The sequence below is a fragment of the Rhizobium herbae genome (assembly GCF_019511375.1).
GTDB classification, from domain to species: domain Bacteria; phylum Pseudomonadota; class Alphaproteobacteria; order Rhizobiales; family Rhizobiaceae; genus Pararhizobium; species Pararhizobium herbae_A.
Genome location: NZ_JAEUAO010000007.1, coordinates 68,859 through 82,536, shown reverse-complemented (window position 1 = coordinate 82,536; position 13,678 = coordinate 68,859). Strand labels below are relative to the sequence as shown.

The following is a 13,678-nucleotide window of genomic DNA, read 5'->3' as shown; positions in this document are numbered from 1 at the left end:
CATAGAGCAGCAGTTCGAACTTCCTGACATGCCGCCGCCCATGGCCTCAACCTCGCCATCGAAGAGCCGCAGTCATAATCCGTAATGAGCCATCACCTTTTCAGCTTCGCGGTGATGGTCAGGGTCAGACTGGTAAAAGTGAATTTCTGTTTGGAACGCTGGCCATTGCCCGTTGCGATGGCGTAGTAGATAGACCACTTCCGCCTCGATTGTTTCAATATCGCTGCCGCTTCGCTTGCCCTCCGCGCGTTCGCGCACCGGGTCTGTATCGACCCACACATCAAGGTCTACTGCGTCGCCCTCCAGGCGGAAGCCGTACCCATGATACCCGCCTTCCCCTTGCGCTTGCCAACCCACTCTCAGACGCTCACCCATGGGGCGGACTGTAGCCCCGACATAAATGGGCTTGTTGTCGCGCGAGAAAATATAAAGCTTGGGCTGCTTGCTGGATGTGAGACCCGAAAACTTATTCGTCCCGCGCTCACACAGAATCTTCTTTTCATTAGGCGTATAATTGATTTTGAAGCGCGCGGGACCTACAAGGTTCATAGACTCTCCTTAACTTGAGCCTATCGGTTTACAGCGAAAACTGTGGAAACGCGACCAGTTACTTGGGTTCAAGATTGCGTCACCACCGGAGGGAGAAGACTGCGCAAAGTAAGTATCCGGTCGCCTTCGGCTATATCGCCGGCGCGCTCGACCGCTGGTCGCGCGACCTGCACCATGCCGAGATGTCGGATGTCGTCGACGCCGAAAATAACCGGCCGAAAGGCAAGGTCTCCGTCACGGAAAAGATCCGCGCCAATGTCTGCGACCCCGATGCGGTCACGCTCGAAGAGCAGGTGAAGATGGTCTGCGCATTGTCACAGCCATTCCGCCAGAACGTGGCCGCAGCGCCGACATGCTGGTGCAACTGGCCATGCAATCGAAATGGCCCTGCAAATAACAGAACCAGAGCGCGAGCCGCCGCACCCTCGAACCCTTTTTGACGGTCTTTTAAGGTCGATGTGTTACCCAGGTTCTGATTGCCATGATGGCTCTCGCGGATTTTTGGAGGGAGCTGCCATGGTGGACGATTTTCAACACGACGGACACGGACATGCGGCGCAGAATGCCGCCATTCTGCTGAGGGTCGCCCAGACCATGGCCAAACTCGGCGTTGCCGCTTTTCCGCGCAATTACGAGCTGTTTTACGAAGCCCTGTCCGGCCGGAATCCGGCCCTGACGCGCGATGTCGCAGCGCTTGGCTCCTACCCGGTACAGAGCCGGATCGAAGAGATCGGCGTGAAATTTCACCTGTCCGGCTTTGCCCCGATCGCCACGGACGTCATCCGCACCGAGGCCGCCCGGACGATTTCGGCCGTCAATCAGCGGCTGAACAACAACATCGCCAGAACGGAAGGTTTTGCCGCGCTGCTGCGTCAGTTCATCGCTCGCCTGGAAACCGACCCGGTCGCCGGCATGTCGGATTTCAGCGCTGACGCCGGCCGGATGCGCGATGCCGTCGCCGCTTTCGAGAGGGAGGAGCGGGCCTTCGCCGTCTCCATGAATGAAACGGTCGCGGAACTGGGCGGCATCGCCAGCGACATCGAAGCAATGCGCAAGACCTCGACCCGCGACGCCACCACCGGCCTTGCCAACAGGGTCGCCTTTTCCGCAAGGCTCGCGGCCTTGTACGACGACGGCAGCGCCGCCGGCCCCGCCGCCCTGGCTCTGGTGAAAGTTGAAGGCTTGCGCGACCTGTGCGAGAGCCACGGCGCGGCGATCGCCGAAAAGGCGTTGAAGAAACTGGCGCCGGTGTTCCGCAAGTCGGTCAAGAAGAATGACTTTGTCGCCCGCATCGGCGCGGACGAATTCGCCTTCATCTTCCATGACGTCAGCACGGACAATGCCGAGGCGATCGCGCAGCGCATCCGCGCCTGCGTCGAGGCCGTGCAGATCACGCTGCCGAACCGGACGTTCACCTCGAAAACGCTGTCTCTCTCCGCCGGAATCGCGATGACGCCGATCGCATCCGGCAGCGCCGACCTGATTACCCAGGCCGAGCTTGCGCTTCACGCCGTTCGCGTCGGCGGCAACCGCGGCGTTCTCGTCTTCTCGGCCGCAATCGGCAGCCGTGCTACGAAAACCTATACCCGGCACGTCGCCTGAACCCATTGCGCTGCGGCGAACTCTTGCCTTCGGCCAAGACTTCGGCCAAAACGCCGCCATGATTACGATCAACGACCTCTCCGCCCGCATCGCCGGGCGTCTTCTCATCGATCATGCGAGCGTGGCGCTTCCGGCGGGCACGAAGGCTGGTCTTGTCGGCAAGAACGGCGCTGGCAAGTCGACGCTGTTTCGGATCATCACCGGCGACATGGAAAGCGAGAGCGGCTTCGTTTCGATCCCGAAGAACACCCGTATCGGCCAGGTGGCGCAGGAGGCGCCCGGTACCGAAGAGCCGCTGATCGAGATCGTGCTCAAGGCCGACAAGGAGCGCGAGGCGCTGCTCGCGGAGGCCGAAACCGCCACCGATCCGCACAGGATCGCCGAAATCCACACGCGGTTGACGGACATCGATTCCCATTCGGCCGAGGCGCGGGCCGCCAGCATCCTGTCCGGCCTCGGCTTCGACGCGGAAGCACAGTTGCGGCCGGCGTCGAGCTTTTCCGGCGGCTGGCGCATGCGCGTCGCGCTTGCTGCGGTGCTGTTCTCCGAACCGGACCTGTTGCTGCTCGACGAGCCCACCAACTATCTCGATCTCGAGGGCACGCTCTGGCTGGAGGACTATGTCCGCCGCTATCCGCATACGGTCATCATCATCAGCCATGACCGCGACATGCTGAACATGGCGGTCAACTCGATTATCCATCTCGACCAGAAAAAGCTGACCTTCTATCGCGGCACCTACGATCAGTTCGAGCGCCAGCGCGCCGAGGCGGTCGAGCTGCAGACCAAGGCAAAGGCCAAGAACGACGCGGCACGCAAGCACCTGCAGTCCTTCATCGACCGCTTCAAGGCCAAGGCCTCGAAGGCCCGCCAGGCGCAAAGCCGCGTCAAGGCGCTGGAGCGGATGGGCACGGTTTCGGCCGTCATAGAGGATCACGTCCAGCCGATCCGCTTCCCGAAGCCCGAGAAGCAGCCGGCGTCGCCGATCGTCGCCATTACCGGCGGCGCCGTCGGCTATACGCCGGGCAAACCGATCCTCAAGGGCCTCAACCTCAGGATCGACAATGACGACCGCATCGCGCTGCTCGGCTCGAACGGCAACGGCAAGTCGACCTTCGCGAAATTCATCTCCGGCCGGCTGTCCGCCGAAAGCGGCGATATAAGGCTCGCGCCAAATCTGAAGATCGGCTTCTTCGCGCAGCACCAGCTCGACGACCTCAGACCGGCCGAGACGGCCGTCCAGCACGTTCGGCCGCTGATGCCGGACGCGCCCGAAGCCAAGGTGCGCGCCCGTGTTGCCCAGATGGGGCTTGCAACCGAGAAGATGGACACCGCAGCCAAGGATCTGTCCGGCGGCGAGAAGGCCCGCCTCCTGATGGGCCTTGCCGCCTTCGAGGCGCCAAACCTTCTCATTCTCGACGAACCGACCAACCATCTCGACATCGACAGCCGCAATGCGCTGATCGAGGCGCTCAACGACTACGAGGGCGCGGTCATCCTGATCTCGCACGACCGGCATCTGATCGAGGCAACGGTCGATCGCCTCTGGCTGGTCAAGGACGGCACCGTTGCCAACTACGACGGCGACCTCGAGGACTACCGCAACACCATCGTCCAGAGTTCGCGCGGCAAGGGGAACAAGGACAAGGGCAACGGCTCCGATGACAACCGCTCCAAGGCAGAGCAGCGCAAGGCCAATGCCGACAAGCGGGCTGCGTTCGCGCCACTCAAGAAAAAGATCAACGATATCGAATCCTTGACCGGCAAACTGCAGAAACAGATTCAAGCCCTCGACAAGGAGCTTGAAGACCAGGAGATCTACGAGAAATTTCCCGCCAAGGCCGCCGCCAAGGTGAAGGAACGCGCCGAGATCGTCGCCAGACTGACCAAGGCGGAAGAACAGTGGCTCGACCTCTCCACCGAATATGAAGAGGCGATGGCGGGGTGATTTCGCCGTCTCCCTTTGGGAAACCCGCCGATCCACAAGCAAAGCCTAAAATTTTAACAGAGCGTTTAAAGTCTCGTTTAAAATCGGGCCTTATATTCGTTCTTCATGAAACACGAGAGCCAAAATGTCTTCCGGTTCCGGCGCGTCAAATGGGGAAATCCCCGGCACGCGTTGAACGCGTTGCGCAACAAGGAGCCGGTCTTCGTCGACGAGGCTCCGGCGTCGGGCAGACTGTTCTGGGTGCTCGTCGTCATGCTGGTGATCAGCGTCTTTGCCAGTGTCCTGATCATCGGCGGACAGCACGATCTGTTCCCATGGGCCTGATGCTCCAGTCTCGCTGGCACGCCACGATTCGTCTGCCTGACTTTCCTTGTTTTGTCGCGATCGGTAAACGGTGGGACACTTTCGAAACCGGCCTAGCCAAGTTCGAAGGTGGTGATGCCGTAGATCTGTCCGAGCGGCAGGTCCGGCACCGGGCCGCGATACATCCGCGCCGTCTCGAAAACCGGCTTCAGATTGTAGCGATCGCACAGCGCCCGTGCGGCGGCGTTCGGCTCGGGGAGATCGAGATAGACCCGACCCGCGCCGACGCTCGTCACCAGCTTGCGGAAGATGAGGTCGGCGCCGGTTTCCGTATCGGCAAACAGCGGCCCGATCTTGTGGCCCTCGCGGCATGCGCGGATGGTGCCGTAGCCCAGCACCTCGGCGTTTCTGATCAGTGCGAAGCTCTCGCGCGTTGAAAGCGGCTTCAGCCATTCGCGCAGGAAGTCGTCGCGTCGCGCCGGATTGAAGCGCGCGTCGTAGTCGATGAGCATCGGCACATGCACCGGAGAGACGGAAACCAGCTCGGTGCCGGGTGGCTCGGTGCATTGGACCTCGCCGCCATAGCGGAAATTGGCGTGGGCATAGGCGAAACCGGATTTGCGGTAGTTGTCCTGCTGCGCCACCACGCCATCGAGCCCGATCGTGCGGTCTGCCGCAGCCGAAACCGCCTCCCGCCACAACGCGTAGCCGATGCCCCGGCCGCGATAGTCCGGATGCGCCAGATAGAGACCGAGAAAGGCATAGGCGGCACCGTAGCGGACCAATGAAAGCCCTGCTGCAACGACGCCGTCCTCCTCGGCGATCCAAAAACCTTCCGGGTCTGCCGCCCAGAAGGCGGCTGCATCGTCGAGGCCGGGATTCCACCCTTCCCGTGCGGCCCAGTCGATGAGGATATCGAGATCGGCGCGGCTGGCTTTTCGAATGATCGGGGGCATGGCGGCTCCTGTTTGGGATTGCAGCCCTATCCAAATAGAGCGGCTTTGCTATTGTCCACCACCGGCAGCAACGAATATCTACGCCACGGCAGCGCTTGCCCGCTTTTCGCTTTCTGCTACAAAGCCGTCCCATAAAGTCATACAAATCGAGCGAAACACCATGAGTCCCATCAACATCTCGATCGTCGGCGTCGGCAAGATCGTCCGCGACCAGCATCTGCCCGCCATCGCCAAGAATGCCGACTACAAGCTGATTGCCGCCGCCAGCCGCCATGGCGTCGTCGACGGCATCGACAATTTCAAGTCGATCGAGGCGATGCTCGACGCGGTTCCGGCCATCGACGCCGTGTCGCTCTGCATGCCGCCGCAGTTCCGTTATCAGGCGGCGCGCGTGGCGCTTGAAGCCGGCAAGCACGTCTTCCTCGAAAAGCCGCCGGGCGCGACGCTGAGCGAGGTGGCCGATCTCGAATCGCTCGCCGCCGCCAAGGGACTGTCGCTGTTTGCCAGCTGGCATTCGCGCTACGCGCCGGCGGTCGAAGCCGCCAAGTCCTTCCTCGCCTCGACGAAGATCAACAATGTCAAGGTGATCTGGAAGGAGGACGTGCGCCACTGGCACCCGAACCAGGACTGGATCTGGCAGGCCGGCGGCCTAGGCGTCTTCGATCCCGGCATCAACGCGCTGTCGATCGTCACGCATATCCTGCCGAATCCTCTGTTCATCACCGCTGCGACGCTGGAATTCCCGGAAAACCGCGACGCGCCGATCGCCGCCTCGATCACCTTCACCGATGCTGGCGAACTGCCGGTTTCCGCCGAATTCGACTGGCGCCAGACCGGCCACCAGAGCTGGGACATCATCGCGCAAACCGACGCAGGCACGATGACGCTTTCCGAAGGCGGCGCGAAACTGTCGATCGACGGCGTTCTCAAGCATGACGAGCCGGAACAGGAATATCCGGCCCTCTACGCCCGCTTTGCCGAGATCATCAAGGCAAGGAAGTCGGACGTCGACCTCGCCCCGCTGCGCCATGTCGCGGATGCGTTCATGCTGGGGAAGCGGAAGTTTGTCGAAGCGTTCATCGATTGAGCGCTTAGCTTGCCCCTCATCCGCCCTATCGGGCACCTTCTCCCCGTAAAACGGAGAGAAGGAAGGGCGGCGAACTCTTGCGTGATTAGTCCCCTTGCCCCGCTTGCGGGGAGAGGATTAGGGTGAGGGTTAAATGCCAGCCGCGGGAATGAGAAGGTCGCGTGAAAGCAGCCGTGGTTTGAACCTCACGCCTTCTTTACCCAGCGCCCGTCCTGGTTCTGCTGCCAGTAGGTGAGCGTATGCCCCTCGCCCTTCAGCGCCTTCCAATGTGCGCGCGCGGCCTCCAGCTGCGCCTGGTCGTAACCGTCGAACATGAACACCACGCGCTCGTAGCTTTCGACCGGCGGCGGTGCGGCGCCGTCGACGAGGAAGCGCACGGTCGCGCGGTTCCCGTTGCCCTCTCCCGCCGTCAACAGGACCGGCTGCTCTTCTGCGAAATCCGCGGCGTCCGTGCCGTGGGGCAGGAAACTGTCGTCGCGATAGGTCCACAGATGCGTGTCGAGCATGTCGCGCCGCTCCTCGTCCGCCGTCTGCACGACGACGCGCCAGCCGCGCTCGACGCTTTTGTCGAGCAGCGGCGGAAGCGCATCTTCGAGTTTCGATTCGGTCAGGTGATAGAACAGGATATCCGTCACGGGTGCGATCAGCCCTCGCAATTGGCGCGGACGAACTCGTCCAGCAGGCGCACGCCGAAGCCCGAACCCCAGGACTGGTTGACCTCGTCGGTCGGCGAGCCCATGGCGGTGCCGGCGATGTCGAGATGCGCCCACGGCGTATCCTTGACGAAGCGCTTGAGAAATTGTGCCGCGGTGATCGAGCCGGCGTAGCGGCCGCCGGTGTTCTTCATGTCGGCGAACTTGCTGTCGATCATCTTGTCATATTCCTTGCCGAGCGGCAGGCGCCACAGCCGTTCCTGGGTCGCCAGGCCCGCCGCCGTCAGCTGTCCCGCAAGCTTGTCGTCATTGCTGAACAGGCCTGCATGATGGCTTCCGAGCGCCACCATGACGGCACCGGTCAGCGTCGCCAGATTGATCATGAACTGCGGCTTGAACCGGTCATTGCAGTACCACAGCGCGTCGCACAGGACGAGTCGGCCTTCCGCGTCCGTATTGATGATCTCGATCGTCTGGCCGGACATGGAGGTGACGATGTCGCCGGGACGCTGGGCGTTGCCGTCGGGCATGTTTTCCACAAGGCCGATGATGCCGACGACATTCGCCTTGGCCTTGCGCGCCGCCAGCACATGCATCAGGCCTGTAACGGCCGCCGCCCCGCCCATGTCGCCCTTCATGTCCTCCATGCCGGCGCCGGGCTTGATCGAAATGCCGCCCGAATCGAACACGACGCCCTTGCCGATGAAGGCGACCGGCCTGTCTTTCGGTTTGCCGCCTTTCCACTGCATGACCGCAAGCCGCGGCGGCCGCACTGAGCCCTGCGCCACGCCAAGCAGCGCACCCATGCCGAGCCTCTTCATCTCCCGCTCGGTCAGGATTTCGACCTCGACGCCAAGCTTTTCGAGCTCTTTGGCCCTGGCTGCGAACTCGACCGGCCCCAGCACGTTCGCCGGTTCGTTGACGAGGTTGCGCGCGATGAAAACGCCTTCGGCGATCGCCTGGGAATTGGCGGCCGCCTTCTTGGCTGAAATCACGGCGCTGGTGACGATCGTCACCTTCACCGGCTTCGGCGGGCCCTTCTGCTCGTCGTCGTCCTTCTTCGTCGTCTTGTAGGTGTCGAAGCTGTAGGCGTTCATCTCCATGCCGAGCGCGAAATCCGCGGCCGCCTTGCCGGTGACCTCGACGCCCGGGGCATCGAGGAAAATCGTCACCTTGTCGGCGCCGCGCAGTTTCGCGGCCGCGGCGCCGCCCGCCTTTAGCCAGTCATGCGTGGAAAGGCCGGAACCATCGCCGAGTCCGAGAACCACGATTCGGTCGACCGGCGCCCCTTGCGGTGCAACGATATCGAGCGTGCTCAGCGACTTGGCCTTGAATTTCGCAATCCGCGCAGCCTTGGCAATAATTGCCTCCGGATCGGCTTCCGCAGCGCCAGCCGCCTCTTTTCCGTCAACAGTCTTGAGCAGGATAGCCAGACCACCGGTCAAACGTGCTGATTTGCTGAAACCGATTTCGAATTTCATCGCCATGAAGATACTCCAGAAGGGCCGCGGGCCGGCGCCGTTATGTTACATGGCGGTGACAGTGGCAAACATTCGCCATCGACCGCAAGCCCGCAAACAGGTCTGTGCACCCTTCTTGGTTTTGATGGCCTTGGCAAGACGCGAGCGTATGTTTACATGCTGTTAACTTTCATTCTTTGCCGTGCATTAGCCCTGCCCCTTTACAATTTGGTTGTCGTGGAAAACTTGCAAACCGGTCCGATCAGCGCAATAGGGACATCTGGTGCGATCCGACGCCTGTCGGCGGCGTCGGACGGGGCAAGCGACAGGAAGATGAGCCAGGACCGGGCATGAAACTGATCGAGCGCTATATCCTGAGGCGGGCAACGGGCATGTTCCTTGCCACGCTGCTGCCGCTGATGGCGATCGTCTGGACGACGCAGGCGCTTGCCAGCATCAATCTGGTGACCGACAGCGGCCAGTCCATCCTCGCCTTCCTCAAGCTGGCAACGCTGATCCTGCCCTCGATCATCCCGCTGATCCTGCCCTTCGCCCTGGTGATCGGCGTGGCGCAGACGCTGACTGCGATGAACGCCGATTCGGAGCTCACCGTGCTGAATGCCGCCGGCGCCTCGCGCATGACGATCATCCGGCCGGTCCTTTATCTCGGCATCGCGCTCAGCGTCCTGTCCTTTGCGGTCGACAATTTCATCGAACCCTATTCACGCATGGCCGTGCGCAAGATGATCGCCACCGCCCATGCCGACCTCCTGTCGTCCGTGGTGCAGGAAAACACCTTCCGCAAGATTGCCGAGGGCCTCTATGTCCAGGTAGCCGCGCGCCGCAGCGGCGGCGTCCTGCACGGGATTTTCGTCGCCGATTCCCGCAACCCGGCCTATGAGCTGGTCTATTATGCCCGCGAGGGCGCGGTCGACGAAAACGGCTCGGCGCTGGTGATGAAGGACGGCGAGGTGCACCGCAAGCTTCCGGACAGCAATGTCTCGATCATCAAGTTCGATTCCTATGCCTTCGACCTCACGGACCTGACCAAGATGGCCGGCGAAGCCACCATCCGCGCGAAGGACCGGGACCTGTTTTTCCTGCTGGATCCTGATCCCAAGGACCCGGTCTACGAGAAGAACCCGATGTCCTTTTCGGCAGAATTGCACCGCCGTTTCACCGAGTGGACCTTTCCCCTGCTGTTCGCGCTGATTGCGCTGGTCGTCAGCAGCGATGCGCGGTCACATCGCGAAGCCCGCATGCATCCGATGATTACCGCCCTCCTGACCTGCCTTTTCGTCCGCTGGGCGACTTTCTACGCCGCCAATGGCGCGGAGGAATCAGCCGCCTTCGTTCCGGTCATGTATCTGATTCCGCTGGCAACCGGCTATCTGGCGGTGCGTCAGTTGATCGGCAACAAGCGGCTTGAGATTCCGCTGACCTGGGAGCAGAAGCTCAACGAGGTGCTGGTTCGCCTGCGCATTGCCAAGGTCGCGCCTGCCTCCGACGGGAACCAGTCCGCATGATATTCACCACGCTCGGGCGTTATTTCTTCAGGCGATACGCGGTGACGACCTTCTGGTTCCTCACCGGCATTTTCGCACTGATCTTCATCATCGATTTCAGCGAACTCTCCAATCGGATGTCGCAATTGCCGCGATACTCAGTCGCGGGCGCCCTTCTGATGACGACGTTCCGCATTCCGATGATCCTGCAGCAGACAGTTCCCTTCGTCGCGCTGTTTGCCGGCATGGCGGCACTGATCTCGCTCAACCGCCGCTATGAGCTGGTCGTGACGCGGGCCGCCGGTATTTCCGTCTGGCAATTCCTGCAGCCTTTCGTCATCGGCGCGCTCCTGTTCGGCATCCTGGCGGTGATCGCTCTCAATCCGATCGCCGCCTGGGGAACGAAGCAGGCCGAAGCGCTGGAAGCGGAATGGGGAAGCTCGTCCTCCGCCCACTCGGCGATCTCCATCCCCTGGTTGCGGCAGATCTACGGAAACGACGATACGATCATCGGCGCCCGCTCGGTACAGGACGAGGGCAGGACGCTGGTCAACGTCACGGTGCTCCATTTCGATCCGCTCGGCACGATCGTTTCGAGACAGGATGCCGCAACGGCAAAACTGGAAGATGGTTACTGGCTCCTTAACGCCGTGACGGAAACGCGCAACGGGCAGCTGCCACGGCGTCTCGCCACGGCACAACTGCCGACCCATCTGAAGCCGGAATTCGTTCAGGAAACGCTTACAAAGGCTGATTCCATTCAGTTTTTTGACCTGCAGCGCAAAATTGAAGTGGCGAAATCATTTGGCTTCCCGACAAACGGCATGGAAACCCAGTTCCATTCCATGCTTTCGCTTCCTCTGCTTCTGGTGGCAATGACGCTGATCGCTGCAAGCGTCTCTCTAAAATTTAGCCGGTTTAACCAATCGAGGCCGGTGATTCTCGGTGGCATCCTTTCGGGCTTCGTGCTTTATGTCGTCACCGTGCTTGTCAAAGCATTCGGGAGTAGCGGCATAGTGCCTCCGTTCGTTGCAGCCTGGTTGCCAGTTGTTGTAGCGATGGCACTCGGCTCTACGATTCTATTGCATGAGGAAGATGGCTAGTGGCGGCAGGCAACCGCAAACATATCAGGCTGCTCACGGCCCTTCTGCTTTCCGGCGTTACGTTCCAGGCGTTTACCCCGATCGCACCGGCTTGGGCACAAGCAACCAATATCGATTCGCTTCAGCCGAAGCTCCCCGAAGATGCCAAGATGCTTCTCTCGGCCAACGAGCTCGTCTACAATCAGGACGCCGAGCGAGTGATCGTGCGCGGCGCCGTGCAGATCAATTATGGCGGCTACCAGATGGTCGCCCAGCAGGTCGAATACAGCCAGAAGACCGGGCGCATCATTGCGACCGGCGAGATCGAACTCATCGAACCCGGCGGCAACAAGGTCTACGCCGACAAGATGGACGTGACGGACAATTTCGCCGATGGCTTCATCGAAACGATGCGGCTTGAAACGACCGACCTTACGAAGCTGGCCGCGGTCACCGGCGAGCGGCGCAACGGCGAGGAAATGATCCTCAACAATGCCGTCTACACCGCCTGCACGCCCTGCGCGACCAATCCGGACCATCGCTCGCTCTGGCACGTCAAGGCGCAGCGCATCGTCCAGAACGGCAAGACCCATACCGTTCGCATGGAGAATGCCAGGTTCGAGCTGTTCGGCAAGCCGATCATGTTTCTGCCCGTGCTCGAGGTTCCGGACCACACGGTGAAGCGCAAGAGCGGCTTCCTGTTTCCTAAATTCAAATACACGCAAAAACTCGGCGCCGGTGTCGGGATCCCCTATTACTGGGCGATTTCCCCCTATATGGACGCCACCGTCACCGCGACCGGTTTGACCCGCCAGGGTTTCCTGCTCGAGGGCGAGTTCCGCCAGCGGTTCGAAAACGGCGAACACATCCTCAGCATGGCCGGCATCAACCAGATGGACCGCGACAGTTTTACCGAAGGCACCGTCGATGCCAAGGAGACCGCCCGTGGCATGATCGCCTCGAAGGCGAGGTTCGAGATCAATCCGCGCTGGACGTTCGGCTGGAATGTCCTGGTGCAGAGCGACAACAACTTCGCCAAGACCTACGAGCTTTCGACCTTCGACGGGACGACCTACACGAACCAGGTCTATCTGACCGGTCTTGGCAAGCGCAATTACTTCGACGCCCGCGCCTTCTACTTCGATATCCAGGATGCCGACCTCGACAGCCTTGCCGAAAACAAGCAGCCCATTGCGCAGGTGACGGATTATTCCTACACGGCGCCTGAGCCGGTGCTTGGCGGCGAGTTGAACGCCAATTTCAACCTCACCAACGTCAAGCGCAACCGCGAGGACGAACTGCAGGTCAGCGTGCCCGGTCCTGACGTGTTTCGCTATCGGGGGCTGGAAGGCAGCTACCAGCGGTTTACCGCCGAAGCCGAATGGAAGCGCAATTTCATCCTTCCGGGCGGACTGTCGCTGACGCCGATGCTTGCCGCACGCGGCGACCTGACCGGCACGTCGATGACCGAGCCGGCCAATTATACCGGCAACTTTAACGACGACGACGCGGCCGCCCGGCGCATGCTGACGGCGGGAATCGATGCGCGCTATCCCATTCTGCTGACGACCGATTACAGCAGCCACATCATCGAGCCGATCGCCCAGGTCTTTGCCCGTCCCGACGAGGAATATGCCGGCGGTCTGCCGAACGAGGACGCACAGAGCTTCGTCTTCGATGCAACGACGCTGTTCGACCGCGACAAGTTCTCCGGCTATGATCGCATCGAGGGCGGCACGCGGGCCAATCTCGGCGTCCGCTACACCGGCGCGCTCGGCAACGGCTACGCGCTGCGCGCCATTGCCGGCCAGTCCTTCCATCTGGGCGGGCTGAATTCCTTTGCGACGGACGACCTGGTCAAGGCCGGTGCAAATTCCGGGCTGGAAACAGACAGTTCGGATTATGTCGCCATGTTCGGCATCGATGCCCCCTCCGGCATCACGACAAGCCTGAGCGGCCGTTTCGACGAGAGCAGTTTCGACCTGCAGCGCGCCGATGCAACGATCGGCTACCAGGGCATCTTCTGGCAGGCCGCGCTGACCTACACCAGCATCCAGGCGCAACCGCTTTACGGATCGACGAGCGACCAGGACGAAATCCAGACGGCGGCCGCATACAAGTTCCGGGACTACTGGTCGGTTTTCGGTTCGGTCACCTACGACCTGAACAGCAACGTCGTGACTCGCAACGGCATCGGCATCACCTATGACGACCGCGACACGATCTTCTCGCTGGTCTACAAGGAAGAGCGCGATACCGATCAGACCGTCGCAAACGACTGGTCGATCGGCGCCCGCATCAGTTTCCGTACATTGGGCGACATCAATGTCGGCGACACCGACTTCGACGGCCTGAACTGAGCGGCGCACATCGCTTGCTGGGGCAGCCGCAAGGTCTGCCTGCGTCGCGCTGCAGGTCTTGTCATTGTTCGGCCGCATGTATTATGCATCTTGCGAGGAAACGCGCAGGACGGTTGCGCTCGGCACAAGATCACTACCTCCGGGGCTTCGCAGTCGGGGAAGACGAAAAGGAT

Annotated in this window: 12 protein-coding genes; 8 read left to right on the top strand and 4 right to left on the bottom strand. The window is 61.4% G+C overall.

The genetic code is table 11. The features are described 5' to 3' along the window. Positions 1–72: 72 nt before the first annotated feature. A complete protein-coding gene (locus tag JNB71_RS22580) occupies positions 73–549 on the bottom strand; it encodes a hypothetical protein (protein ID WP_220374032.1) in 477 nt (158 codons plus the stop codon). A gap of 74 nt (positions 550–623) precedes the next feature. Here JNB71_RS22580 and JNB71_RS22575 point away from each other — a divergent pair, with 74 nt between their 5' ends. The 4 genes from JNB71_RS22575 to JNB71_RS22560 all read left to right on the top strand — a co-directional run bounded on the left by JNB71_RS22575 (position 624) and on the right by JNB71_RS22560 (position 4,423). Then, a complete protein-coding gene (locus tag JNB71_RS22575) occupies positions 624–989 on the top strand; it encodes a hypothetical protein (RefSeq protein ID WP_220374031.1) in 366 nt (121 codons plus the stop codon). 76 nt (positions 990–1,065) lie between these two features. After that, positions 1,066–2,151: a GGDEF domain-containing protein gene (locus tag JNB71_RS22570; RefSeq protein WP_220374030.1), complete on the top strand. Its 1,086-nt coding sequence runs from the start codon at positions 1,066–1,068 to the stop codon at positions 2,149–2,151. A 58-nt stretch (positions 2,152–2,209) separates the two neighbouring features. Then, positions 2,210–4,099: an ABC-F family ATP-binding cassette domain-containing protein gene (locus tag JNB71_RS22565; protein ID WP_220374029.1), complete on the top strand. Its 1,890-nt coding sequence runs from the start codon at positions 2,210–2,212 to the stop codon at positions 4,097–4,099. Between the two features lie 105 nt (positions 4,100–4,204). After that, complete coding sequence (locus tag JNB71_RS22560; RefSeq protein ID WP_220374028.1) at positions 4,205–4,423, top strand: hypothetical protein; 219 nt, start codon at positions 4,205–4,207, stop codon at positions 4,421–4,423. A gap of 92 nt (positions 4,424–4,515) precedes the next feature. On the opposite strand, the gene JNB71_RS22555 is transcribed toward JNB71_RS22560, so the two are convergent. Then, positions 4,516–5,358 carry a GNAT family N-acetyltransferase gene (locus tag JNB71_RS22555; protein WP_220374027.1) on the bottom strand — a complete coding sequence of 281 codons (843 nt, stop codon included), beginning with the start codon at positions 5,356–5,358 and terminating at the stop codon, positions 4,516–4,518. Between the two features lie 160 nt (positions 5,359–5,518). Between JNB71_RS22555 and JNB71_RS22550 the strand changes: the two genes are divergently transcribed. Continuing rightward, positions 5,519–6,445, top strand: coding sequence for a Gfo/Idh/MocA family protein (locus JNB71_RS22550; protein WP_220374026.1), 927 nt, complete (start codon positions 5,519–5,521; stop codon positions 6,443–6,445). A gap of 185 nt (positions 6,446–6,630) precedes the next feature. Here the strand turns inward: JNB71_RS22550 and JNB71_RS22545 are convergent, their stop codons facing one another. After that, positions 6,631–7,080, bottom strand: a complete 450-nt coding sequence (locus tag JNB71_RS22545) for a DNA polymerase III subunit chi (protein WP_220374025.1) — start codon at positions 7,078–7,080, stop codon at positions 6,631–6,633. An 8-nt stretch (positions 7,081–7,088) separates the two neighbouring features. Next, positions 7,089–8,585 (bottom strand): leucyl aminopeptidase, encoded by a 1,497-nt coding sequence (locus JNB71_RS22540; RefSeq protein WP_220374024.1) that lies wholly within the window; start codon positions 8,583–8,585, stop codon positions 7,089–7,091. 323 nt (positions 8,586–8,908) lie between these two features. Here JNB71_RS22540 and lptF point away from each other — a divergent pair, with 323 nt between their 5' ends. The 3 genes from lptF to JNB71_RS22525 are packed head-to-tail and all read left to right on the top strand — an operon-like array spanning position 8,909 to position 13,505. Further along, positions 8,909–10,084 carry an LPS export ABC transporter permease LptF gene (gene lptF / locus JNB71_RS22535; RefSeq protein WP_220374023.1) on the top strand — a complete coding sequence of 392 codons (1,176 nt, stop codon included), beginning with the start codon at positions 8,909–8,911 and terminating at the stop codon, positions 10,082–10,084. Then, the gene (lptG, locus tag JNB71_RS22530) at positions 10,081–11,166 is read left to right on the top strand and encodes an LPS export ABC transporter permease LptG (RefSeq protein WP_220374022.1); all 1,086 of its coding nucleotides are present in this window, start codon (positions 10,081–10,083) and stop codon (positions 11,164–11,166) included. The genes lptF and lptG overlap by 4 nt, the downstream gene beginning before the upstream one ends. Then, positions 11,166–13,505 (top strand): LPS-assembly protein LptD, encoded by a 2,340-nt coding sequence (locus JNB71_RS22525; protein WP_220374021.1) that lies wholly within the window; start codon positions 11,166–11,168, stop codon positions 13,503–13,505. Before lptG ends, JNB71_RS22525 begins: the two co-directional genes overlap by 1 nt. Positions 13,506–13,678 lie beyond the last annotated feature (173 nt).